We start from the raw sequence: 23,641 nt of genomic DNA, 5'->3' as shown, positions 1-23,641 counted from the left end.
GCGGCCGGGGGGTGTGCCCCGGCCGCCGGGCGGGTCAGCCGAAGACGCCGAGGGCGGCCAGCGCGCTCGCGCCGCCGACCACGAAGAAGGCCGGGGTGAGTACCTTGATCTCCACGCGGCTGCCGGCCCGGAAGCGCATGAACTTCGGCGGACCCAGCGGGTACCAGCGCTTGCGGCCTATCGGTATCGGCCACAGGATCGGGCACCCGGAGACGGTCAGCGCGTCGCCGACACAGTGCACCAGGGCGCCCAGGATGATCGGCAGACCGATCCACATGTAGTGCTGGCCCGACTCGTTGAAGAGCCATTCCTTGCCGTTGCCCGGGTCGTCCAGGATGTCGGCGAGCACCCAGGCGCTGGTGGCGCCGAGCAGCCAGACCAGGACGTCGCTTGACACCCTCGCCTGCCGCCACAGCAGGCCCTCCACGGCCAGCACCATGTGCACGAAGAGGATCGCCAGTACCGCCCAGCGCCCGCCGAAGACCGCGGCGGCCGAGCACCCGACGCCCAGCAGCACGGCCCACGGCCAGGTGTGGGTCAGGGTGCGGTGCCCGCCGTTGCGCCGGGGGTCGCCCTTCTTCCTGGTCGCCGTGTAGGTGGCGTGCGCGATGGAGTCGATGATCTTGCACAGGGCGCGCGACACGGGTCCGAAGGCGCGCGAGATGGTGGCTGCCTGGTGGTCGAGGTCGGGGGCGAGGGCCGCACCCGCACAGATGAGCGCACCGACCACGACGGTCGGCCATGGCATGGGGTTGCCGAGGCCATCGGCGATGGCCCCCACCGCCAGCCAGGCCGCCGCTCCGGACAGTGAGTGCGCAGGTCCCATCATGGTGGTGCTCGTCCCCCCTTTTCGGCCGCCCGCAGGCGGAGTTGACGCTCAGTCGAGGGCACACCCTACCGGTGATGATCACTGCCTCCTCCCCGTGGCTGCGCCCTGGGCCCCCGGGACGGGCAAGATGGTGGGGTGACACTTATCGATCAGCTCCCTCCCGACGCCGACCCCGACGCTCTCTTCGAGGCTTTCTCGACGTGGGCCGAGGGGCAGGGCATCTCCCTCTACCCCGCCCAGGAGGAGGCGCTCATCGAGGTGGTCTCCGGTGCGAACGTGATCCTCTCCACCCCCACCGGCTCCGGAAAGAGCCTGGTCGCGGCGGGTGCGCACTTCGCCGCGCTGGCCCGTGACGAGGTGACTTTCTACACCGCGCCGATCAAGGCACTGGTCTCGGAGAAGTTCTTCGACCTGTGCAAACTCTTCGGCACCGAGAACGTGGGGATGCTGACCGGCGACGCCTCGGTCAACCCCGACGCCCCGGTGATCTGCTGCACCGCCGAGGTGCTGGCGTCCATCGCGCTGCGGGACGGCAAGGACGCGGACGTCGGCCAGGTGGTGATGGACGAGTTCCATTTCTACGCGGAGCCGGACCGCGGCTGGGCGTGGCAGATTCCGCTGCTGGAACTGCCGCAGGCGCAATTCCTGCTGATGTCGGCGACGCTCGGTGACGTCTCCCGGTTCGAGGAGGACCTGACCCGGCGTACCGGGCGGCCGACCGCGGTGGTGCGCTCGGCGACCCGGCCGGTGCCGCTCAGCTACGAGTACCGCACCACACCGATGACCGAGACGATCACCGAACTGCTGGAGACCCGTCAGTCCCCGGTCTACATCGTGCACTTCACGCAGGCCGCGGCCGTGGAGCGGGCGCAGGCGCTGATGAGCATCAACATGTGCACCCGGGCGGAGAAGGACGCCATCGCCGAGCTGATCGGCAACTTCCGCTTCACCACGGCCTTCGGCCGGAACCTCTCGCGCTACGTCCGGCACGGCATCGGCGTGCACCACGCCGGCATGCTGCCCAAGTACCGGCGGCTGGTGGAGAAGCTGGCCCAGGCCGGACTGCTGAAGGTCATCTGCGGCACCGACACCCTCGGGGTCGGCGTCAACGTCCCGATCCGCACGGTGCTCTTCACCGCGCTGGCGAAGTACGACGGCCAGCGGGTTCGGGTGCTGCGGGCCCGGGAGTTCCACCAGATCGCCGGCCGCGCCGGGCGGGCCGGCTTCGACACCGCCGGCTTCGTGGTGGCACAGGCGCCCGAGCACGTCATCGAGAACGAGAAGGCGCTGGCGAAGGCCGGCGACGACCCGAAGAAGCGGCGCAAGGTGGTGCGCAAAAAGGCGCCCGAGGGCTTCGTCGGGTGGTCGGAAGCCACCTTCGAGAAGCTGATCGCCGCCGATCCGGAGCCGCTGACCTCCCGCTTCCGGGTGACGCACACCATGCTGCTGTCGGTGATCGCCCGGCCGGGCAACGCCTTCGAGGCGATGCGCCGGCTGCTGGAGGACAACCACGAGGACCGGCGGTCGCAGCTGCGGCACATCCGACGGGCGATCGCGATCTACCGTTCGCTGCTGGACGGCGGTGTCGTGGAGCGGCTCGACAAGCCGGACGCCGAGGGCCGTATCGTCCGGCTCACCGTCGACCTCCAGCAGGACTTCGCGCTCAACCAGCCGCTGTCCACCTTCGCGCTGGCCTCCTTCGAACTCCTCGACCCCGACTCCCCCTCCTACGCGCTGGACATGGTCTCGGTGGTGGAGTCCACCCTGGACGACCCCCGGCAGATCCTCGCCGCCCAGCAGAACAAGGCGCGCGGCGACGCGATCGGGGCGATGAAGGCCGACGGGGTGGAGTACGAGGAGCGGATGGAGCGCATCCAGGAGGTCAGCTACCCCAAACCGCTCGAAGAGCTGCTGCTGCACGCCTACGGGGTCTACCGCAAGAGCCACCCGTGGGTCGGCGACCACCCGCTGTCGCCCAAGTCGGTGGTCCGGGACATGTACGAACGGGCCATGACCTTCTCGGAGTTCGTCTCCTACTACGAGCTCTCCAGGACCGAGGGCATCGTGCTGCGCTACCTGGCCGGTGCGTACAAGGCGCTGGAGCACACCGTGCCCGACGACCTGAAGTCGGAGGACTTCCAGGACCTGACGGCGTGGCTCGGCGAACTCGTCCGGCAGGTGGACTCCAGCCTCCTCGACGAGTGGGAACAGCTCGCCAACCCCGAGGTGGAGACCGCCGAGCAGGCCGCCGAGCGCGCCGACCAGGTCAAGCCGGTCACCGCGAACGCCCGTGCTTTCCGGGTGCTGGTGCGCAACGCCCTCTTCCGCCGGGTGGAGCTGGCCGCACTGGAGAAGTACGAACAGCTCGGCGAACTCGACGCGGAAGCCGGCTGGGACACCGACGCCTGGGCCGAGGCCATGGACGCCTACTGGGACGAGTACGACGACCTCGGGACCGGCCCCGACGCCCGCGGCCCCAAGCTGCTGCAGATCGAGGAGCAGCCGCAGCACGGCCTGTGGCGGGTGCGGCAGACCTTCGCCGACCCGAACGGCGACCACGGCTGGGGGATCTCCGCCGAGGTGGACCTGGCGGCCTCCGACGAGGAGGGCCGGGCGGTGATCCGGCTCACGGACGTCGGGGAGCTGTGACCCGGGTGCGACCGGGGACACCGGCGTGACCGGAAGGACGGCCCATGACCGGACGGGCCGGACGGCTGGGCCGGGGACTACGGACCGGCCGGAACGTGCGGAGAGAGCGGAAAGTGCGGCGGAGAGAGGCAGTGCGATGAGCAACGCGGCCGAGGGGCTGGTGGAACTGCTCGACCTGGAACGGATCGAGCAGGACATCTTCCGCGGTCTGAGCCCCGACGAGCGGCTGCAGCGGGTCTTCGGCGGGCAGGTCGCCGGGCAGGCGCTGGTCGCGGCGGGCCGCACCACCGACGGGGACCGGCCGGTGCACTCGCTGCACGCGTACTTCCTGCGGCCGGGCCGCCCCGGGGTGCCGATCGTGTACCAGGTCGAACGGGTCAGGGACGGCCGGACCTTCACCACCCGCCGGGTGGTGGCCATCCAGCAGGGTCGGACGATCTTCAATCTGACAGCCTCCTTCCATCAGCCGGAACCGGGTTTCGAGCACCAGTTGCCGATGCCCGAGGTGCCGGGCCCGGAGGATCTGCCGAAACTCGGCGACGAACTCCGTGCCCATCTGGGAGAAATGCCGGAGGCGCTGCAGCGGATGGGCCGCCGGGTCGCGTTCGACATCCGGTATGTGGAGCGGCTGCGCTGGACGCCCGAGGAGATCGAGGGCGCCGAGCCACGCAGCGCGGTGTGGATGCGCGCGGTGGGGCCGCTCGGCGACGACCCGCTCGTCCACACCTGCGCGCTCACCTACGCCAGCGACATGATGCTGCTGGACGCGGTGCGGGTGCCGGTCGAACCCCTGTGGGGCCCGCGCGGCTTCGACACGGCGTCACTGGATCACGCCATGTGGTTCCACCGGCCCTTCCGGACCGACGAGTGGTTCCTCTACCAGCAGGAGTCACCCGTCGCGACCGGCGCCCTGGGCCTGGCCCGCGGCCAGATCTTCGACCGCCAGGGCAGGTTGCTGGTGTCCGTGATGCAGGAAGGGCTCTTCCGGAAGATCGGCGGCTGACCGCCGGCCGAGCAGCAGCCGCCGCAGCCCCCGCCGCCCGCCCGACCCTGCAGTGAGCCGGCGCGGTCCGGCGGACTCGGGCGGCACCGCTTGCGCGGGCAGTCCGGCAGGCACAGGCACCCCGGCTTGCGCAGGCAGTCCGGCAGGCACAGGCACCCCGGCTTGCGCAGGCAGTGCGCGCCGCCGCTCCGACAGGATAAACCGTTCAGGTTCGAGGGACCGTTCCGCCGGAGGGGACGGTTCCCGTGACAGGAACGGATCCGGTGCCGGGCGAGGGGCCGGACGCAAGGCCCGCGCCCTGCCGAGGGCGTCGGACAGGGCGAGCAGGCCCCGGGCGATCTCGTCCGGGTCGTCCGCCACCGTCAGTTCCCTGATCTGCTCGGCGGTGGCGCGGCCGACCCGGCCCGGCGGCAACTCCGCACGCAGTCTGCGCAGATGACCGCGCTCATAGGCGTCGGGCACGGCGTCGGTGACGATCTCCGGGCCGAGCAGCGCGGCCCAGACAGCGGCCTCTTCCCACGCGTCATAGGCGTCCCGCACGAGCTGGGCGGCGCGGCGGGCCCGCCAGCCGCGGGGACGCTCGTCCTCGCCGGCCGCCACCGCTTCTCGGAGCCCCGCGGGCAGCGGCCCGTGCAGGAGCGCCGGGTCCCGGTCGGCGAACTCCTGGATCTCCCGGGCGAGGTACAACCACACCACGGCCCGGTACTGATTGACGTACCAGCGGACCGGGCGGAGGTGTCCGGCTCTGGCAAGCCGTACGAAGCGCTCCCGGCCGACCCCGAGCAGTCCGGCCGCGCCGTCGCTGCTCACCAGCCGCAGCCGGGCGAGCAGCGGCGCGGGGTGGTCCGGCGCCGAGCGGAGCCGGGCCACCACGTCGGCCGGCACCTTCCACTGGCCCGGTCCGCAGACCACGCAGGGCACTTCGCCGGTCTGCAGTGCCACGTCGAACTCGTCGTAGTCCAGGCCGAGTTCATCCCGGGCCTGCCCGAGGCTCAGCAACTCCCGGGTGTCCGGCCCGGTGCCGGGCGGCGGCGCGCCACCCGCCGTCCCCGCCCGCTCCCCCGAGGTCCTCTTCACCGCCGGAGCCCGCAGGACCGGCGGCTTCGTCCCTCCTGGTCCCCGCGACTCCCTGGCCGCCCGCACCGGCTTCACGCCCCGCGCCGCAGCCACTTTCCGAGTCGTCCCGGCCGTGCGGGCCCTCCCGCCGACACCGCCGACGCCACTCGCGCCACCCGCCCTGGCCGTCCCCACCGTCTTCACTGCCATCACTCCCCCACGCATCTCGATCACTGACAGTGACCAATCTAGCGCGAGGACCGAGCCCGCCGCCGAGCGCCTGTGGATAACTTCTCCGGCGGAGGACACCCGCCCACCGAACCGCTCCGGGAACCGTCCACCCACCGGCCCCAGAGGCTCAGAAAGGCGCCCCCGGCTGCCTCGGCGGCACCCCGAGGTGCTCTCCCACCCGGTGCACCAGCAGCGTCATCTCATAGGCGACCTGGCCGACGTCCGCCTCCATCCCGCTCAGCACGGACAGGCAGCTGCCGTCCCCCGCCGCGGTCACGAAGAGGAAGCCCTCATCGAATTCGATCATGGTCTGCCGGACGCCACCGGTCCCGAAGTGACGCCCCGCGCCCTTGGCGAGGCTGTGGAAGCCGGACGAGACAGCCGCCAGATGTTCGGCCGTCGGACGGTCGAGGTCGCCACTGGTGCCCGTGACCAGCCCGTCGTTGGACAGAACCATCGCGTGCTGCACATGCGGCACGCGCTGCGTCAGGTCATCCAGCAACCACGCGAGCCCGTTGCTCACCGTCATCGCCCACCTCCCGTCTCCACTGCGCTACGCAGCCTGGTACGGACTGCCCGCTACGGCAACCCCCTCTCTGCGGTTGACCATGATCAACTCCCGCACCCCTACGAGGCGGCTGGGAACAGAGTGGCCAAGGAGACGTCAAGCAACGAGAGCGACTCGTGCGTAGTCAATTTCCACGTGGCGCGTACATGATGATTCCCACCCCGAGCAGACAGATCACCGCGCCGATGACGTCGAACCGGTCCGGCCGGTAACCGTCCGCGACAGCCGCCCAGACCAGCGATCCGGCCACGAACACCCCGCCGTAGGCTGCCAGGATGCGTCCGAAGGCGGCGTCCGGCTGGAGCGTGGCCACGAAGCCGTAGAGACCGAGCGCGACCACTCCGGCGCCCATCCAGGCGAACCCGCGGTGCTCGCGCACTCCTTGCCAGATGAGCCAGGCGCCACCGATCTCCAGGATGGCGGCGAGGACGAAGAGAGCGACGGAACGCAGCGTGATCATGCCACCATGGTGCATGGCCACCAGCGACCCCATGGAGACAGGGCACCATCCCGGACGCGGCAACCGGGAACAGGTCAGAGGATTCTTCGGACCGAAGGCCGTCCGGTGGGAGAAGCGTTTCCCCGATGACGCCCCGGCCTACGCCGCCGCGGTCGGCGAACTCGGCCTGCGGCCGGGCGACCGGGCGCTCGACGCCGGATGCGGCACGGCCCGTGCGCTGCCGCCGCTGCGGACGGTGGTCGGACCGGCCGGCACGGTCGTCGGCGTCGACCTGACCCCGGAGATGCTGCGCGAGGCGACGGCCCTGGGACGGCACGGCTCGGGCGTGCTGATCGAGGCGGACAGCCGTCAACTGCCGTTCCGGGACAGCTGTTTCGACGCTGTCTTCGCCGCCGGACTGGTCAATCATCTGCCCGACCCGGCGGCGGGACTACGGGAGTTGGCCCGGGTGACCAGGCCCGGCGGGCGGCTTGCCCTCTTCCATCCGCTCGGCCGGGTCGCCCTCGCCGCCCGCCGCGGCCACACGCTGGACCCCGGCGACGTACGCGCGCAACCGCGGCTGGGGAGACTGCTCGGCGGCGCCGGCTGGGAGTTGGCGCTGCTCGACGACTCCGACCAGCGCTATCTGGCAGTGGCGGTCAGGGCATAGGGCGCTCCCCGCTTGCCGGTCGCGGACCGGACACCGCTCCGGGCAGCCCGAGCGGCCCGACCGTCCCGCCCGGAGCGATGTCCGGCCCGCGACCCCTCGACGCGGAGGTTACCCACTGGTTAGGGTGCGCGGACCGGAATGAGAGGGAGCGAGCGGATGGCCGCGGACGAGATCGCGCAGAACGACGACGCGCTGTTCGTACTGACCGCGGCGATGCTGACGCCAGGACAGTTCCCCGGTGTGCTGGGCGACGACTATCCGACCGCGTGCGCCGGGCTGGGCCTCGAACCGCTGGGCGCGGGTTACGGCCTGGTGTTCGGGCAGGACGGCACGGGCGCGCGCTGGACGGTGGCGACGACCGACGCGGCCATGGTGGCGTGCGCGCTGGCCGCCTGGGACTGCGGACTGGAGTACGACCTCTCGCCGGACGAGGAGAGCATGGCCGCTTCCCTGCCGGGGTGGCCGCTGCCGATCGCGGTCGCCGTGCCCGGCATACCCGAGCCGTTCGACCCGGACGAGGAGACCGCAGGCCGGCCCGCGCTCACACCACCGGACACCTCGGTGTGGGGGCCGGCCCAGCGGCGGCTGGGCGCCGACGAGATCGCGATCCACTGGCGGGAGTGGCGGGACCAGTTCGCCGCCCTGGAAGAGCCCGACGAGCCCTCCGGCGGCCGGGAGACCGCCCCCGAGGGCGGACCCGGGGCCGCGCCGGCGAAGTCCGCACCCGCGGAGGACCCAGCCGCGGAGGACCCAGCTGCGACGGACCGAGCCGCGGATGCCCCAGCCGCGACGGACCGGGCCGCAAAAGACGGACCCGGCAAGGACGAACCGGGCGACGACGAACCCGCCAAGGCCGCCGAAACCGAACCCGCACCTGATCCCCCCGCGGAGACCGGCTCCGAGCCGCGGACGCCGGTCCGCCGGGCACTGGCCGCCGCCGAGGCCTACCTGCGGGAGCCGCCGCCACCCGGCCGGGTGCGGACCACCTACGGCGCGGTCCGCGCCGACGGCCCCGGCTGGAGCCTGGTCGCGCGCACCGACGACATGGCCTTCCTGCTGCTGGACGCGATGCCAGGAGAGGTGCTGCCGGTCGGCCGGGGACCCTCGCTCCCACCGCTGCTGGAAGCCCTCGGCAGGCTCGCGGGCGCCGAGACCGTCACGAGTTCCTGATGTCCGCGGCCACCGTGTCCGCCGCCTTCCGCGCCGCGACCAGCACCGGGTCCCACACGGGGGAGAACGGCGGCGCGTAGCCGAGGTCGAGGTCGACCATCTGCCCGACCGTCATGCCCGCGGTGAGGGCGACCGCGGCGACGTCGACCCGCTTGGCCGCCCCCTCACGCCCTACGATCTGGACGCCGAGCAGCCGGCCGGTGCCGCGTTCGGCCAGCATCTTGACGGTCATCCTGGCCGTGTCCGGGTAGTAGCCGGCCCGGTTGGTGGACTCGATGACGGCGGTGACGAAGTCCAGTCCCGCCGCTCGTGCCTGCGACTCCTTCAGGCCGGTGCGGGCCAGTTCCACGTCGCAGACCTTGCTCACCGCGGTGCCGACCACCCCGGGGAAGGTGGCGTAGCCGCCGCCGATGTTGGTGCCGATGATCCGGCCGTGCTTGTTGGCGTGGGTGCCGAGCGGGATGTGCTGCAGGGTGCCGGAGACCAGATTGAGCACCTCCACACAGTCGCCGCCGGCCCAGATCCGCTCGGTGCCGCGGACCCGCATCGAGCGGTCGGTGAGCAGCCCGTCGTGCTCGCCGAGCGGCAGACCGGCCGCCCGGGCGAGGTCGGTGCCGGGGCGCACGCCGAGGCCGAGCACCACGATGTCCGCGGGGAACTCGCCTGCCTCGGTGACCACTGCCCGCACCCGCCCGTCGGCGCCGGTCAGCACCTCACGGACGGCGGCGCCGGAGACGACCCGTACGCCGAGCCCCTCCAGGGCTTCACGGACCAGCCGGCCCATGTCCGGGTCGAGAGTGCTCACCGGCTGCTCCGCGCGGTCCACGAGGGTGACGTCCAGGCCGTGCCGCAGCATCGCCTCGGCCATCTCGACCCCGATGTAGCCGCCCCCGACCACCACGGCCCGGCGCACCTCCGACCGGTCGAGGCCCAGCAGGACGGCCTCTCCGTCGTCGAGTGTCTGCACACCGTGCACACCGGGCGCGTCGATGCCGGGGACCGGCGGTCGTACGGGCACGGCTCCGGTGGCGATCACCAGGTGGTCGTAACCGGTCCACTCCTCACGGCCGTCGGCGTCCCGGGTACGCACCCGGCCGGCCGCGGGATCCAGTTCGGTGACCTCGGTCCCGAGGCGTACGTCGATGTCGCGGGCCCGGTGCTCGGCGGCGGTCCTGGCGGTGAGCTGATCGGGGCCCGTGGTGTCGCCGGCGATCCAGTACGGGATGCCGCAGGCGGAGTAGGAGGTGTAGCGGCCGCGTTCGAAGGCGACGATGTCGAGTTCGCCGGCGGATCTGCGGCGGCGGGCCTGGGAGGCGGCGGACATCCCGGTGGCGTCGCCGCCGACCACGACCATGCGTTCGGTCATTCTTCCCCGGTCCCCATCTCTCGGTGCTCCGCGCGCGCTTCGGTCACGCGTGTTCGCCGTCGGCGGCTGCCAGGCGGCTTCTCGCCTCCATCAGGGCGAAACCCAGCAGGTTCAGTCCGCGCCACTGGGAAGGGCTGGTGGCACGTTCGTCGTCCGCGGCCAGACCGATGCCCCAGATCCGGTCGACGGGGCTGGCCTCCACCAGGACGCGGCTGCCGGTGCCGAGCAGAAAGGCACGCAGGTCAGGGTGGGCGGCGAACTTGTGGAAGCTGCCCTCGGTGACGAGGGCGAAGCGTTCGCGGACCCACACCGCCTCGTCGAAGCTGCGGACGGTGCGGCCCGCGTCCTTGGCGGCCTTGGGGTGGACGGCGGCGACGGCACGCCGCTCGGCATCCCGGTCGCCGAAGAGACGGGCCTTCGCGGCCATCATCCAGTGCTCGGCGGTGGGGTAGGTGGTGCCGTCCACGGTGAAGGGAGCGGGCCACCACTGGCTGAGGCAGCCCGGGCCGATCGTGCCGTCGCGCTGGGGCCGGTGGCCCCAGAAGGGGAGGTATTTCACGCGGGCACCGGTCGCGGTGTGCGCGCGCAGTTCTGCCACGCTGCGGACGTCGGCGGCGGTTCTCGACGCCGGGCTGCCGGGACTCATCTCAGGTCAGACCCTTTCCAGCGGGCGGTGCGGGGCCGCGGGGAGCCGGATGTGGATCCGGTCACCGGGGCGGATCTCGCCCTCCGCCAGGACGATGCCCATGACCCCTGCCTTGCGGACGAGTTCGCCGGCCTCGTTGTGGCCGAGGACCCGCTTGAGCAGGCCGCTGCGGAAGCGGTCGATCTGGAGGCAGGGGTTGCGCAGTCCGGTGATCTCCACCGCCGCCTTGGGCCCGATGCGCAGCACGGTGCCCACCGGGAGGCCGAGGAGGTCCAGGCCGCGGGTGGTGATGTTCTCGCCGAGGTCGCCGGGGGTGATCTCGTAACCGGCGGTGCGCAGCTCGTCGAAGAGTTCGGCGTGGATGAGGTGCACCTGGCGCAGATTGGGCTGGGTGGGGTCCTGCGCCACCCGGCTCCGGTGCTGGACGGTGACGCCGAGATGCGCGTCGCCCTCCACGCCGAGGCCGGTGAGCAGCCTGATGCTGCCCTGGTTGATCTTGCTGAAGCGGTGTTCGCCGTCGCGGCTCACCGCGACGACTGTGCCGATGCTCATGGAGCGTCGTTTCCCCTCACAACGGATGCCCTGACCGCATTGGGCAGCCTAGCGGGGGTATCGGCAGGTCAGCGACCGATTTGCCGGCGGCTCACCCGGCGCAGCCGACGCCGCTGCGAGGAGTCGAGGGTCAGGTACGCCGCCACCGGGACACCGACGATGATCAGGAAAGTCACCCACCACGGCACCCAGATGAGCAGGATCAGACCCACCACCACGCCACCGACTGCGAGCTTCGCTCGTCCTGACATCTCCCCTGCCTCCGTCCCGCGGCGGCCGGCGCCGCGCCCGCACTGTAAGCCTACTCAGTGGAACGCGCCGCCGGCCGCCTCGGTTCCCGTCAGCCCAGGTCGGCCGCCGCGGTGAAGGACGGCGCCGGGGCCGCCGGCCGCGGTACGGACAGGGCGTGCGGCGCCGTGGCAGCCGGCACGGTGCGCAGCGCGCCCGCCCCGCCGACCAGCGGCAGCCGTACGACGGAACGCTTGAGGTCCACACTCACCTTCGGCGTGGTGTCGGGCGGCAGGATCAGCCCGCCGTCCGTTCCGGCGACGATGAGGGCCAGCCGGTGACCGGCGGGCACCACGTGGTCGGTGGCGGCCAGCTGGATGGTCATGGTGTACGGCTTGCCGGGGGTGAGCCGCACCCCGTGGGCGAGTGACTTGTAGTGGCCGAGGTCGGCCCAGCCACGGCTGAAGACGTTGTGGTCGACGGATTCGGTGTCGGCCGCGGTGTCCAGATAGCAGGCGCTGTCGCCGGCCGTGCTCTCGCCGTAGCAGGAGCGGGTGCCGAGGGTGGTGATGCCCTCACCACCGCCGAGGTAGTCGCGGATGGTTTCCGGGCCGAGGTCGACCAGGACCGCGGAGAGGTGGGCGCTGGTGGTGGAGGAGGCGGCGGTCACCGTGACCGTGCCGCCGCCCGCGACCCGCAGGTCCTTGGCGAGCACCCCGGTGGTGAAGACGGCCTTGTCCGGTGTCGCGGTGTCGGCCGTGGCGGCCCAGTCCTCCTCCCACAGGCCGGGGTCGTCGGTGAAGGACTCGGTGCCTGTCCCGGCCCGGCCGGTGCCCAGGGTGCCGAGGCCGCCGGTGGCGGTCGGGCCGAGGGTCAGCGCGGTGTCGCGGGTGCCGGGGGCGGGCCACACCGGGTCGGTGGTCCAGTGGTCGACGGACCGTTCGATGTCGGCCATCGGCTCGTGCTGGATGCCGTTGTTCACGCCCAGCAGGTAGTGGTCGAACCAGCGCTGGAGGGTGGGCACCCAGGCGGCGCGGCGGTAGTCGAAGGGGTCGACGTGACCGGTCTGGGAGAGCCACACCTTGCGCTCGACGCCCTGCGCGGACAGGGCCTGCCACCACTGGCCGAAGTTCTTGGTGCGGACGTTGAGGTCCTGCATGCCCTGCACCGCGAAGACGCTGGCCTTCACCTTCCCCGCGTCCTTGACGTAGTCGCGCGCGGTCCAGAAGGGCGTCCAGTCACCGGTCCGCGGCGACCCGTCGATGATCTTCTGCTGCTCGGCGGCGCAGTTCGCGTGCGCGCTGTCGCTCTCGACGTAGTCGGAGAGCCACTCCGGGCCGTCCTGCAGCGGGGCTCCCTGGTGGAAGTAGTAGTCGTACCAGGAGGAGATGGAGCTGATCGGCACGATGGTCTTCAGGCCGCGCACTCCGGTGGCGGCGACGCCGTTGGCTATGGTGCCGTCCCAGCTCTTGCCGATCATGCCGACATTGCCGGTGGTCCAGTCGGCCTTGACGCGCTGCCCGCCGGCCCGGGCGCTCCAGCCCTTGGCCCGGCCGCCCAGCCAGTCCACCACGGCCTTGGCGGACTGGACGTCGGAGGGACCGCCGATGTCCACGCAGCCGTCGGAGCGGTCGGTGCCCGCCAGGTCCACCAGGACGGTCGCGTAGCCGCGGGGCACGAAGTAGTTGTCGTAGAAGAGCGGCGCCTGGACGATGTCACCGGCCGCGTCGTAGGTCTTGATCTGGTTCTCGTTGCCGCGCCCGCAGCAGGAGTAGTACGGGCTGGCGTCCATGATGACCGGGACCTTGCGGCCCGCCTTGGCGGGCTCGCTGGGCCGGACGATGTCGACGGCGACCCGGTCGGTACGGCCGTCGCCGTCGCCGTCGAGCCCGGTGTCCACCCAGACGGCTTCGCGGATGGCGTCGGCGTAGGAGTAGTCGGGTTGGCTGAGGCCGTGCCGCACGGTGCCGCCCCCGGGTCCGGCCGCGTGGGCGGCGGAACCGGGGGCGGTGAGGACAGCGGCCAGGGCGGCAACTACCGCCACCAGCAAGGAGATCCACGGATTGCGGGATGCCCGCGTCTTAGAGATCACCCCGGGGAGGCTAGCGCCTGTCCGGGCCACGTCAACAGAGGGCCCAGGGGTGGCGTGGGCTACTTGCCGCCCGTCAGTCCCGCCCGTCGCAGCGCGTCCGCCATCGCGCCGCCGGGCGCGGGCTGTCCGCCGCCGGAGCCGCCGGAGCCCGGGCCGCCGCGCCGGCCGCCCTGGCCGGCGTTCCGGCCGCCGCCCTGACCGCTCTGGCCGCCGCGACCGCCCTGCCGTGGCGGGGTGCCGCCGGGCCGCTCACCGCCGGCGCCACCGCGCTGCCGGCCGCCGCCGGCGCCCACCTCGTCGTTCAGCCGCAGCGTCAGCGAGATCCGCTTGCGCGGCAGGTCCACGTCCATCACCTTCACCCGCACGATGTCGCCGGGCTTGACGACCTCCCGCGGGTCGGACACATAGGACTCGGACAGAGCCGAGACGTGCACCAGGCCGTCCTGGTGGACGCCCACGTCCACGAAGGCGCCGAAGGCGGCCACATTGGTGACCACGCCCTCCAGCAGCATGCCGGGCCGCAGGTCCTTCATCTCCTCCACGCCTTCCTTGAAGGTCGCGGTCTTGAAGGCGGGCCGGGGGTCGCGGCCGGGCTTCTCCAGCTCGGCGAGGATGTCGGTGACCGTCGGCAGACCGAATGTCTCGTCCACGAAGTCCTGCGGGCGCAGGGTACGCAGCACGCTGCCGTTGCCGACCAGGCCCGCGATCCCGGTGCCCGCGGCCGAACTCATCCGGCGCACCACCGGGTACGCCTCCGGGTGCACGCTGGAGGCGTCGAGGGGGTCGTCGCCGCCCTGGATCCGCAGGAAGCCGGCGCACTGCTCATAAGCCTTGGGGCCGAGCCTCGCCACCTCCTTGAGGTCCTTGCGGGTGCGGAAGGGACCGTTGGCGTCGCGGTGGGCGACGATGTTGGCGGCCAGGCCCTCGGTGATGCCGGAGACCCGGCGCAGCAGTGGCACCGACGCGGTGTTGACGTCCACGCCGACGCCGTTCACACAGTCCTCGACCACGGCGTCGAGCGAGCGGGAGAGCTTCACCTCGGAGAGGTCGTGCTGGTACTGGCCGACGCCGATCGAGCGCGGGTCGATCTTGACCAGTTCGGCCAGCGGGTCCTGCAGACGGCGGGCGATGGAGACCGCGCCGCGCAGCGAGACGTCCATGCCCGGGAGTTCGGCCGAGGCGTAGGCGGAGGCGGAGTAGACCGAGGCGCCGGCCTCGGAGACCACCGCCTTGGTGAGTTTCAGGTCGGGGTGCGCCTTGATCAGGTCGGCGGCGAGCTTGTCGGTCTCGCGGGACGCGGTGCCGTTGCCGATGGCGATCAGGTCCACCCGGTGGGCGGCGGCGAGCCGGGCGAGGGTGGCCAGCGAGTCGTCCCAGCGGTTGCGGGGGGCATGCGGGTAGATGGTGTCGGTGGCCACCACCTTGCCGGTGTCGTCCACCACCGCGACCTTCACACCGGTGCGCAGCCCCGGGTCGAGGCCCATGGTGGCGCGGGTGCCGGCCGGCGCGGCCAGCAGCAGGTCGCGCAGGTTCGCGGCGAAGACCCGTACCGCCTCGTCCTCGGCCTCCTGTCGCAGTCGTACCCGCAGGTCGATGCCGAGCCGGACCAGGAAGCGGGTACGCCACGCCCAGCGGACGGTGTCGGCGAGCCACTTGTCGGCGGGGCGCCCGCGGTCGGTGACGCCGAAGCGCTGCGCGATGGCGCGCTCGAAGCTGCTGGGCCCCTCGGTGGGCTCCTCCGGCTCCATGGTGAGGTCGAGGACCTCCTCCTTCTCCCCGCGGAGCATGGCAAGCACCCGGTGGGAGGGGAGCTTGGTGAACGGCTCGGCGAAGTCGAAGTAGTCGGAGAACTTCGCGCCGCTCTCCTCCTTGCCGTCGCGTACCTTCGCCACCAGCCGGCCGCGGGCCCACATCCGGGTGCGCAACTCGCCGACCAGGTCGGCGTCCTCGGAGAAGCGCTCGGTGAGGATGGACCGCGCGCCGTCCAGCGCGGCGGCCGGGTCGGCGACCCCCTTGCCGGCGTCGACGTACGCGGCGGCCTGCTCCTGCGGGTCGAGGCCGGGGTCGGCGAGCAGCGCGTCGGCCAGCGGCTCCAGGCCGGCCTCGCGGGCGATCTGTGCCTTGGTGCGGCGCTTGGGCTTGTACGGCAGGTAGATGTCCTCAAGGCGCGCTTTGGAGTCGGCGGCCATGATCTGTGCCTTGAGCGCGTCGTCGAGCTTTCCCTGAGACTCGATCGACTCCAGTACGGCGGCCCGCCGCTCGTCCAGCTCCCGCAGATAGCGCAGCCGTTCCTCCAGATTGCGCAGCTGCTCGTCGTCGAGGGTGCCGGTGGCCTCCTTGCGGTAGCGGGCGATGAAGGGCACCGTGGCACCGCCGTCGAGCAGGTCGACGGCCGCGTGCACCTGCCCCTCGCGTACGCCGAGCTCCTCGGCGATCCTGGCCTCCACCGACCGCACTACCGACGTCGTCACGATGCTGAACCCGCTCTCTTCGCTGGACTCCTGCCCGCATTATCCAGGTCGGCCCAGCTTCTTCTCGAACCAGTGGTCGGCGAGCGCGTTGCCGTTGTAGGGCGCGATCTCGTCGTATCCGTGCTTGGCGTACAGCCCGCGGGCCTCCACCAGGTCCTTGCGGGTGTCGAGCCGGATGAGTGCGGCCCCGAAGTCGTCCACCGCGACCCGCTCCAGAGCGGCGATCAGCAGACCCGCGATGCCCTGGCCGCGCACCTCGGGGGCGACGTACATCCGGCTCATCTCGACGGTCGTCGCGTCCAGCACCCGCAGGCCGATGCAGCCGACGGGGACGCCGGCGCGGCGGCCGACGAGGAAGTCGCCGGTGGGCGGCGCCAGATCGTCGCTGGGCATCTCCGCCATGACCGCGGTGACCTCCTCATCGGTGGTGGGGCGGTCGTAGTAGCGGGCGATCAGTTCGGTGTAGTAGCGGCGCAGCAAGGCGTCGGATTCGGGGGCGGTCACCGGATGGCGGGCCACGGTCCAGCCTGCCACGCCGCGGTCCTTGGTCATCGCGTCGTCGGTCGTCACACGGGTCATCCTGGCAGGGGGCGGGTGGGGTTATCCCCCGGTTTTCCGCCGGGCCGGCCCCCCGGGAAGCGGGGTGATGGCGCCATGGCCGCGGGCGGTACCGGTCCCTAGCGTCTTAAGGGCGGCCGGTAAGGCCGTTCGCCGCGGTCACCAGCGGCGATCCGAGCCGTATGCCGTGTCCGGCGCCCAGCCGTACGCGGGAGCAATCCGCCGCCGCTTCCGAGGAGCGCCCATGCCCGCCGCCAGCAGCACACTCGCCGTCACCTCCTCCCCGCCGGACGGGGATCCCGGCGCGGCGGGCGGAGGGAGCGAATTCGCGCCGCTGCTGCGGCAGATCAAGGACGCCGGTCTGCTGCGCCGCAGGCCCGGCCACTACACGCTGATGATCGGTGCCAATCTGCTGGCCCTGGCGGCGGTGTGGACGGCGGTGGCCCTGGTCGGCGGCAGCGGCTCGTGGTGGGTGCTGGCGCTCGCGGTGCCCGCCGCGGTGTTCTCCGGGCGCAGCGGGTTCGTCGGGCACGACGCGGGACACCAGCAGATCGCGGCGAGCCGGACGGTCAACCGGGCGCTGGCGCTCTTCCACGGCAATCTGCTGCTGGGCATGGGCGCCGGCTGGTGGACCGACAAGCACAACCGTCACCATGCCAACCCCAACCACGTCGGGAAGGACCCGGATGTCGAGGTGGGCGCGCTGGTGTGGACCCGCGCGCAGGCGGTCGAACGGGAGGGCTTCGCACGGTTCCTGACGAAATACCAGGCATGGCTGTTCTTCCCGATGGTCCTGCTGGAGGGCCTGGCCCTGAAGGTGGCGAGCCTCCAGGACCTGCGGCGGCTCCCGGCGAGGGAGCGGGCGGTCGAGGGCGGTCTGCTGGTCGCCCACCTGGCGGGCTATACGGCGCTGCTGCTCAGCACGCTGCCGCTCGGGCAGGCGATCACCTTCGCCGCCCTGCACCACGCGCTCCTCGGCCTCCACCTGGGCTGCTCCTTCGCCCCCAACCACAAGGGTATGGCGATGCCGGAGGAAGGCGCCCGCTGGGGGCATCTGCGGCGCCAGGTCCTCACCTCGCGCAATGTCCGCGGCAATCCGCTCACCGACTTCTTCCTCGGCGGCCTCAACTACCAGATCGAGCACCACCTCGTGCCGAGTCTGCCCCGCCCCCATCTGCGCCGGGCGCAGCCGCTGGTCCGCGCGCACTGCGAGCGGCTCGGCGTGCCGTACACCGAGACCGGGCTGTTCACGTCCTACGCCCAGGCGCTGGGCCACATGAACGCGGTGGGTGCGCCGCTGCGGTGACCGGCCACGGGACAGCGCACCCCCGCCGGGACGCCCGCTGTCACAGCCGCGCGGGCTTCGTCCTGCCGTAGAGCCAGGTGGCGAAGAGGGGTGTGAGGTCCTTCGTGGTCAGCCGCCCGCAGAAGGCGGTGAAGTCGGCGGTGGAGACGTTGCCGTACCGGTGGGCGGCGGGCCAGGTGCGCAGCAAGGTGGCGAAGGCGGTGGCGCCGAGGGTGCGGCGCAGTTCGTACAGGACCAGGGCGCCGCGCTGGTAGACGGGCGGGTCGAAGAGGGTGGCGGGCGTCGGGTCGGCGGGCGGGAAGGCCCAGGTGGCGGGGTCGGCGAAGGCGTCGGCGGCGCTGCGGGCCACCGAACTGCCGCCTTCGTGCTCCTGCCAGAGCCATTCCGTGTAGGTCGCGAAGCCCTCGTTCAGCCAGATGTCCGGCCAGGAGCGGGGCGTGGCCGAGTCGCCGAACCACTGGTGGGAGAGCTCATGCACCAAGGTGGTGGTGTCGACGGCCGGCGGGCCGCTGTCACCGGGGAAGACCGGCCTGGTCTGGGTCTCCAGCGCGTAACCGCCCTGGCCGCTGGGCAGATGGGCGACGATCGCGCCGCCCGAGGCGAAGGGGTAGCGGCCGAAGAGCCCGCTCTCCCAGTCCAGGATCTCCGGGATGTGCCGGAGCGCGGCGGCGCTCCGCGGGTCGTCGGAGTGCGGGTCGACCGCGACGTAGAGGGGCAGACCGGCGGGCGTACGGGACCGGGTGATCCGGAAGTGGCCGATGGCGACGGTGGCGAGGTAGGTCGCCATCGGCTCGGTGGTCCGCCAGTGGAAGACGGTGCGGCCGGCGGAGCCGGTACGGCCGGCGAGTTCACCGTTCGAGACCGCGTTCAGGCCGTCGGGGACCGAGACGGTGATGTCGTAGGCGGCCTTGTCCGAGGGGTGGTTGTTCGCGGGGAACCATGTCATGGCGCCGACCGGCTCACCGAGCGCCACCGCCCCGTCGTCGGTACGGAACCAGCCCTCGTGGGAGCCGTCCGGGTCGGTGAGAAGTTCGGGGACGCCCGCGTAGGCGACGGTCGTCACGAAGCGGGCGCCGCGGGTGAGACGAGCGGCCGGCCGTACCACCAGTTCGGTGCCGGACCTGGCGGTGGTCGCGGGCCTGCCGTCGACGGTGACCCGGCCGACGGTGAGTCCGGCCAGGTCCAGGTCGAAGCGGCCGAGGTCGGTGGTGGCGGTCGCGGTGACGGTGGCGGTGCCGGTGAGGCGCCCGGACGCGGGGTCGTAGGAGAGGCCGAGTCCGTAGTGGGTGACGTCGTAGCCGCCGTTCCCGGCCTGCGGGAAGAGCGGGTCCCCGACGCCTGGCGCCCCCGCGGGCGCCCCTCGCAGGGGGGTCGGTACGCCTTCGCCGCTGCCGCCGCCGGTGCAGGACAGGCAGCAGGCCAGCAGCAGGGGTACGGCGGCCCGCCACCGGACACGTACCGCACGAGAGAGCATCCGGCCAGCGTACGGCCGCCGCGTCGCCTGCCACGGGCGGCCCCGGCGCTCTTTCACACGTCCGGTGGCACAGCGATACTGTCCCGGTGCCGCACAGCGCTCTCACCATCGACGAACTGGCCGCCCGCGCCGGGGTGACCGTACGGACCGTCCGGTTCTACAGCGGACGCGGCCTGCTGCCGCCGCCGGTCATCGGACCGCGCAGGGTGGGGCAGTACGGGCCCGGCCACCTGTCGCGGCTGGCGCTGATCGAGGAGTTGCGGCACCAGGGGCTGACGCTGGCCGCGATCGAGCGCTATCTGCGGCAGCTGCCGGCCGGCATCAGCGCCCATGACCTGGCGATCCACCGCGCCCTGGTGGCGTCGTGGCTGCCCGAGGATGTCGAGGAGATCGACCGGGAGAAGCTGGAGCACCGGGCCGGCCGCCGGCTGGCGGAGGCCGATCTGGAGCGGCTGGCGGCGATGAACGTGCTGGAACGCACCGCTGACCCGGACGCCTTCCGGGTGGACCCTGGCACTCTGCACCTGGGGATGCGGCTGCTGGACATGCCGGTCCCGCTGGAGGCGATCCTGGCGGCGCGCGAGGTGATGCTGGAACACGCGCGGGCGGCGGCCCGGGAGATCAGCCGGATCTTCCGGGCCGAGGTGTGGCGGCCAGAGCCGGAGCAGGCGGCGGCGATGCGGTCGCTGTCCGCGCAGATGCAGCCGCTCGTGGTGCAGGCGCTGGTGACGACCTTTCAGCGCTCGCTCCAGGAGGAGGTGCGGGCCTGGCCTGATACCCGGCCGGACGGGTGAACCGCCGCTGAGCCGTGTCCGACGGATGGCGCCGTTCCGCCCGCGGGGCGGGGCAGGCGGGAGGTGTCGGACACGGCCCGGCGCCGGCTTCAGTCCGTGAACCGCTCGCCGGCCTCGGCCTTGGCCACCAGCAGCGCCGGCGGGGTGAACCGCTCGCCGTAGGCAGCGGCCAGTTCCCGGGCGCGGGCGGTGAATCCGGCCACTCCGCCCTGGTAGCCGTTGATGTACTGCAGCACCCCGCCGGTCCAGGCCGGGAAGCCGATGCCGAGTACCGAGCCGATGTTGGCGTCGGCGACCGAGGTGAGCACGCCCTCCTCCAGCAGCCGTACGGTGTCCAGCGATTCGGCGAAGAGCATCCGCTCCTGCATGTCGCGGAACGGGATCCGCGCCGCCGGGGTGCCGGTCCGGTCCCCGGCGGTGGCGGGCGTCCCGAAGTGCTCGGCGAGACCGGGCCACAGGCCCGTCCTGCGGCCGTCCTGGTAGTCGTAGAAGCCGGCCCCGCCGCTGCGGCCGGTGCGGCCGAAGTCGTCCACCATCCGGTCGATGACCCGCTCGGCGGGGTGTTCCCGCCAGACGCCGCCCGCGGCTTCGACCGCTTCGCGCGCCTCGCGGCGGATCTTGCGGGGCAGCGTGAGGGTCAGCTCGTCCAGCAGCGCGAGCACCTTGGCGGGGTAGCCGGCCTGGGCTGCGGCCTGTTCGACCGATGCGGCGGCGATGCCCTCGCCGACCATGGCGACACCCTCGTTGATGAAGTGGCCGATGACCCGGGAGGTGAAGAAGCCACGCGAGTCGTTGACCACGATCGGGGTCTTGCGGATCTGCCGGACCAGGTCGAAGGCGCGGGCCAGCGCCTCGTCGCCGGTGCGCTCCCCGCGGATGATCTCCACCAGGGGCATCCTGTCGACCGGCGAGAAGAAGTGCAGACCGATGAAGTCCCCCTGCCGCTGCACCCCTTCGGCGAGCAGCCCGATGGGCAGGGTGGAGGTGTTGGAGCACAGCAGCGCGTCGGGAGCGACGATGCCCTCGATCTCCTGGAACACCTTGTGCTTCAGGGCCGCGTCCTCGAAGACCGCCTCGATCACCGCGTCGCAGCCGGCCAGTGCGGTGGGGTCGTCGGTGGGGGTGATCCGGGCCAGCAGCGCGTCGCGCTTCTCCGGGGTGGTGCGGCCCTTGGCGAGCGCCTTGTCGAGCAGTCCCGCGGAGTACGCCTTGCCGTGGTCGGCGGCTTCCTGGGTGACGTCCTTGAGCACCACGTCGATGCCCGCCCGGGCGCAGGAGTAGGCGATGCCGGCGCCCATCATGCCGGCGCCGAGCACCGCGACCTTGGTGACCTGCCGGGGCGGGATGCCCTCGGGCCTGCTGGCGCCGGAGTTGACGGCCTGCATGTCGAAGAAGAACGCCTGGATCATGTTCTTCGAGACGGGGCCGCAGGCCAGCTCGGTGAAGTACCGGGCCTCGATGGTGAAGGCGGTGTCGATGTCGACCTGGGAGCTCTCCACCGCGGCGGCCAGGATGCTGCGGGGCGCCGGGTAGGGCGCGCCGGCCAGCTGCTTGCTCAGGTTCGCCGGGAAGGCGGGCAGATTCGCGGCGAAGGCCGGGCTCTTGGGGGTGCCGCCGGGGATCTTGTAACCGGGGGCGTCCCACGGCTGGCGGGCTTCGGGGTTGGCGTGGATGAAGGCGCGGGCGCGGGCGAGCAGGTCCTCGCGGTCGGCGGCGACCTCGTGGACGAGGCCGGCTTCCTGGGCGCGCCGCGGGGCGTACTGGCGGCCCTGGAGCAGCACCTTGAGCAGTGCGTCGGCGATGCCGAGCAGCCGTACGGTACGGACCACGCCGCCTCCGCCGGGCAGCAGGCCGAGGGTGACCTCGGGGCAGCCGACCTTGGTGCCGGGCGCGTCGAGGGCGATGCGGTGGTGGCAGGCGAGCGCGATCTCGTAACCGCCGCCGAGGGCCGCGCCGTTGATGGCGGCGACCACCGGCTTGCCGAGGGTCTCCAGGCGGCGCAGGCAGCGCTTGATGCGCATCGAGCCGGCGAAGACCTGTTCCGCGGTGTCGGGCGTGGCGCGGATCAGGTCGCGCAGGTCGCCGCCGGCGAAGAAGGTCTTCTTGGCGGAGGTGATGATCACTCCGCGCACCGAGGCGATCTCGGTCTCCAGGCGGTCGAGGACCGCGTCCAGGGAATCGGCGAAGGCCGCGTTCATGGTGTTGGCCGACTGGCCGGGGTCGTCCAGGACGAGGGTGACGATGCCGTCGGTGTCCTGCTCCCAGCCGATGGTGGTGGACTCGCTCATGTCAGGGGCTCCGTAAGGGGGTCAGATGCGTTCGACGACGGTGGCGACGCCCATGCCGCCGCCGACGCAGAGGGTGGCGAGTCCGTACCGCAGGTCGCGGCGTTCGAGTTCGTCGATGAGGGTGCCGAGGAGCATCGCGCCGGTCGCGCCGAGCGGGTGGCCCAGTGCGATGGCGCCGCCGTTGACGTTGACCTTGTCGATGCCGACCCCCATGTCGGAGGCGAAGCGCAGCACCACGGCGGCGAAGGCTTCGTTCATCTCGATCAGGTCGATGTCACCGATGGTCAGTCCGGCCTTGGCCAGGGCCTTGCGGGAGGCGGGGGCGGGGCCGGTGAGCATGATGGTCGGCTCGGAGCCGGAGACGGCGGCGGAGACGATCCGGGCCCTGGGGGTCAGCCCGTAGCGTTCGCCGATCTCCTTGCTGCCGACGGCCACCAGCGCGGCGCCGTCCACGATGCCGGAGGAGTTGCCCGCGTGGTGGACGTGGTCGATCTTCTCCACCCAGTGGTACTTCTGCAGGGCGACCGCGTCGAAGCCGCCGGCGTCGCCGATCGCCGCGAAGGACGGCTTGAGGGCGGCCAGCGTCTCGGGGGTGGTGCCGGGGCGGAGGTGCTCGTCGTGGTCGAGGACGGTCAGTCCGTTGGCGTCCAGGACCGGGACGACGGAGCGGGCGAAGCGGCCGTCCTTCCATGCCTCGGCGGCGCGTTCCTGGGAGAGCGCGGCGTAGGAGTCCACGTCGTGGCGGGTCCAGCCGCCGAGGGTGGCGATCAGGTCGGCGCCGATGCCCTGCGGGACGAAGCCGGTGCTGAAGGAGGTCATGGGGTCCATCGCCCAGGCCCCGCCGTCGGAGCCCATGGCGACCCGGGACATGGACTCGACGCCGCCGGCCAGGATGAGGTCCTCCCAGCCGGAGCGGATCTTGGCGGCGGCCAGGTTGACCGCTTCCAGGCCGGAGGCGCAGAAGCGGTTCTCCTGGACGCCGGCCACCGAGTCGGGCAGTCCGGCGGCGATGGCCGCGATCCGGGCGATGTCGGAGCCCTGGTCGCCGATCGGGCTGACCACGCCGAGCACGATGTCGTCGATGGCCGCCGGGTCGAGGCCGGGGAAGCGGCGCCGCAGTTCGTGGATGAGGCCGACCACGAGGTCGATCGGCTTGGTGCCGTGCAGGGATCCGTTCGCCTTTCCGCGCCCGCGCGGGGTGCGTACGGCGTCGTAGACGTAGGCGTCGGTGCTCAACGTCGTGCCTTTCGG

20 protein-coding genes are annotated in these 23,641 nt (G+C 72.2%); 6 read left to right on the top strand and 14 right to left on the bottom strand.

Annotated features, from left to right (window positions below; all coding sequences use genetic code 11):
- Positions 1–34: 34 nt before the first annotated feature.
- Positions 35–829: a metal-dependent hydrolase gene (locus OG552_RS33970; RefSeq protein ID WP_329139632.1), complete on the bottom strand. Its 795-nt coding sequence runs from the start codon at positions 827–829 to the stop codon at positions 35–37.
- A gap of 135 nt (positions 830–964) precedes the next feature.
- Between OG552_RS33970 and OG552_RS33965 the strand changes: the two genes are divergently transcribed.
- Positions 965–3,478 carry a DEAD/DEAH box helicase gene (locus OG552_RS33965; RefSeq protein ID WP_329139631.1) on the top strand — a complete coding sequence of 838 codons (2,514 nt, stop codon included), beginning with the start codon at positions 965–967 and terminating at the stop codon, positions 3,476–3,478.
- A gap of 136 nt (positions 3,479–3,614) precedes the next feature.
- Entirely contained in the window at positions 3,615–4,481 is an 867-nt protein-coding gene (locus tag OG552_RS33960) for an acyl-CoA thioesterase (RefSeq protein WP_329139629.1), read from the top strand.
- Here OG552_RS33960 and OG552_RS33955 read toward each other — a convergent pair.
- From OG552_RS33955 to OG552_RS33945, 3 genes are all read right to left on the bottom strand, one after another.
- Positions 4,368–5,558 (bottom strand): DUF6397 family protein, encoded by a 1,191-nt coding sequence (locus OG552_RS33955; RefSeq protein ID WP_329139627.1) that lies wholly within the window; start codon positions 5,556–5,558, stop codon positions 4,368–4,370. The two genes, OG552_RS33960 and OG552_RS33955, sit on opposite strands and share 114 nt — an antisense overlap.
- 337 nt (positions 5,559–5,895) lie before the next feature.
- Positions 5,896–6,297, bottom strand: a complete 402-nt coding sequence (locus tag OG552_RS33950; RefSeq protein WP_329139625.1) for a roadblock/LC7 domain-containing protein — start codon at positions 6,295–6,297, stop codon at positions 5,896–5,898.
- 163 nt (positions 6,298–6,460) lie between these two features.
- A complete protein-coding gene (locus OG552_RS33945; RefSeq protein WP_329139623.1) occupies positions 6,461–6,796 on the bottom strand; it encodes a YnfA family protein in 336 nt (111 codons plus the stop codon).
- 13 nt (positions 6,797–6,809) lie between these two features.
- Here OG552_RS33945 and OG552_RS33940 point away from each other — a divergent pair, with 13 nt between their 5' ends.
- Together OG552_RS33940 and OG552_RS33935 are read left to right on the top strand one after the other, a co-directional pair.
- A complete protein-coding gene (locus OG552_RS33940; RefSeq protein WP_329139621.1) occupies positions 6,810–7,445 on the top strand; it encodes a class I SAM-dependent methyltransferase in 636 nt (211 codons plus the stop codon).
- A 156-nt stretch (positions 7,446–7,601) separates the two neighbouring features.
- On the top strand, positions 7,602–8,615 hold the full coding sequence (locus OG552_RS33935) for a hypothetical protein (protein ID WP_443071105.1): 1,014 nt from the start codon (positions 7,602–7,604) through the stop codon (positions 8,613–8,615).
- Here the strand turns inward: OG552_RS33935 and OG552_RS33930 are convergent.
- The 7 genes from OG552_RS33930 to OG552_RS33900 form a co-directional block, all read right to left on the bottom strand.
- Complete coding sequence (locus tag OG552_RS33930) at positions 8,602–9,981, bottom strand: FAD-dependent oxidoreductase (RefSeq protein WP_329139617.1); 1,380 nt, start codon at positions 9,979–9,981, stop codon at positions 8,602–8,604. The genes OG552_RS33935 and OG552_RS33930 overlap by 14 nt on opposite strands.
- A gap of 43 nt (positions 9,982–10,024) precedes the next feature.
- A complete protein-coding gene (locus OG552_RS33925) occupies positions 10,025–10,627 on the bottom strand; it encodes an NADAR family protein (RefSeq protein ID WP_329139615.1) in 603 nt (200 codons plus the stop codon).
- Between the two features lie 6 nt (positions 10,628–10,633).
- Complete coding sequence (locus tag OG552_RS33920; RefSeq protein WP_329139613.1) at positions 10,634–11,179, bottom strand: MOSC domain-containing protein; 546 nt, start codon at positions 11,177–11,179, stop codon at positions 10,634–10,636.
- 68 nt (positions 11,180–11,247) lie between these two features.
- Positions 11,248–11,430, bottom strand: coding sequence for a hypothetical protein (locus tag OG552_RS33915; protein ID WP_329139611.1), 183 nt, complete (start codon positions 11,428–11,430; stop codon positions 11,248–11,250).
- 89 nt (positions 11,431–11,519) lie between these two features.
- Positions 11,520–13,499, bottom strand: coding sequence for a Xaa-Pro dipeptidyl-peptidase (locus OG552_RS33910; protein ID WP_329139609.1), 1,980 nt, complete (start codon positions 13,497–13,499; stop codon positions 11,520–11,522).
- Positions 13,500–13,558: 59 nt separating this feature from the next.
- Positions 13,559–15,970, bottom strand: coding sequence for a Tex family protein (locus OG552_RS33905; RefSeq protein WP_329139606.1), 2,412 nt, complete (start codon positions 15,968–15,970; stop codon positions 13,559–13,561).
- 39 nt (positions 15,971–16,009) lie between these two features.
- Positions 16,010–16,540 (bottom strand): GNAT family N-acetyltransferase, encoded by a 531-nt coding sequence (locus OG552_RS33900; RefSeq protein ID WP_329139604.1) that lies wholly within the window; start codon positions 16,538–16,540, stop codon positions 16,010–16,012.
- Between the two features lie 232 nt (positions 16,541–16,772).
- On the opposite strand from OG552_RS33900, the gene OG552_RS33895 reads away from it, so the two are divergent.
- Positions 16,773–17,834 (top strand): fatty acid desaturase family protein, encoded by a 1,062-nt coding sequence (locus OG552_RS33895; protein ID WP_329139602.1) that lies wholly within the window; start codon positions 16,773–16,775, stop codon positions 17,832–17,834.
- Between the two features lie 40 nt (positions 17,835–17,874).
- Here OG552_RS33895 and OG552_RS33890 read toward each other — a convergent pair whose 3' ends face one another.
- Positions 17,875–19,308, bottom strand: a complete 1,434-nt coding sequence (locus OG552_RS33890; protein ID WP_329139600.1) for a M1 family metallopeptidase — start codon at positions 19,306–19,308, stop codon at positions 17,875–17,877.
- A gap of 86 nt (positions 19,309–19,394) precedes the next feature.
- On the opposite strand from OG552_RS33890, the gene OG552_RS33885 reads away from it, so the two are divergent.
- Positions 19,395–20,102, top strand: coding sequence for a MerR family transcriptional regulator (locus OG552_RS33885; protein ID WP_329139598.1), 708 nt, complete (start codon positions 19,395–19,397; stop codon positions 20,100–20,102).
- An 89-nt stretch (positions 20,103–20,191) separates the two neighbouring features.
- On the opposite strand, the gene OG552_RS33880 is transcribed toward OG552_RS33885, so the two are convergent.
- Both OG552_RS33880 and OG552_RS33875 read right to left on the bottom strand, forming a co-directional pair.
- The gene (locus OG552_RS33880) at positions 20,192–22,390 is read right to left on the bottom strand and encodes a 3-hydroxyacyl-CoA dehydrogenase NAD-binding domain-containing protein (protein WP_329139596.1); all 2,199 of its coding nucleotides are present in this window, start codon (positions 22,388–22,390) and stop codon (positions 20,192–20,194) included.
- A gap of 21 nt (positions 22,391–22,411) precedes the next feature.
- Positions 22,412–23,626 carry an acetyl-CoA C-acetyltransferase gene (locus OG552_RS33875; RefSeq protein WP_329139594.1) on the bottom strand — a complete coding sequence of 405 codons (1,215 nt, stop codon included), beginning with the start codon at positions 23,624–23,626 and terminating at the stop codon, positions 22,412–22,414.
- Positions 23,627–23,641: the final 15 nt, after the last annotated feature.

This window comes from Streptomyces sp. NBC_01476, from assembly GCF_036227265.1.
Taxonomy (GTDB): domain Bacteria; phylum Actinomycetota; class Actinomycetes; order Streptomycetales; family Streptomycetaceae; genus Actinacidiphila.
Note: the sequence above shows the minus strand (reverse complement) of the source record. Positions and strands in the feature narration are given on the sequence as shown.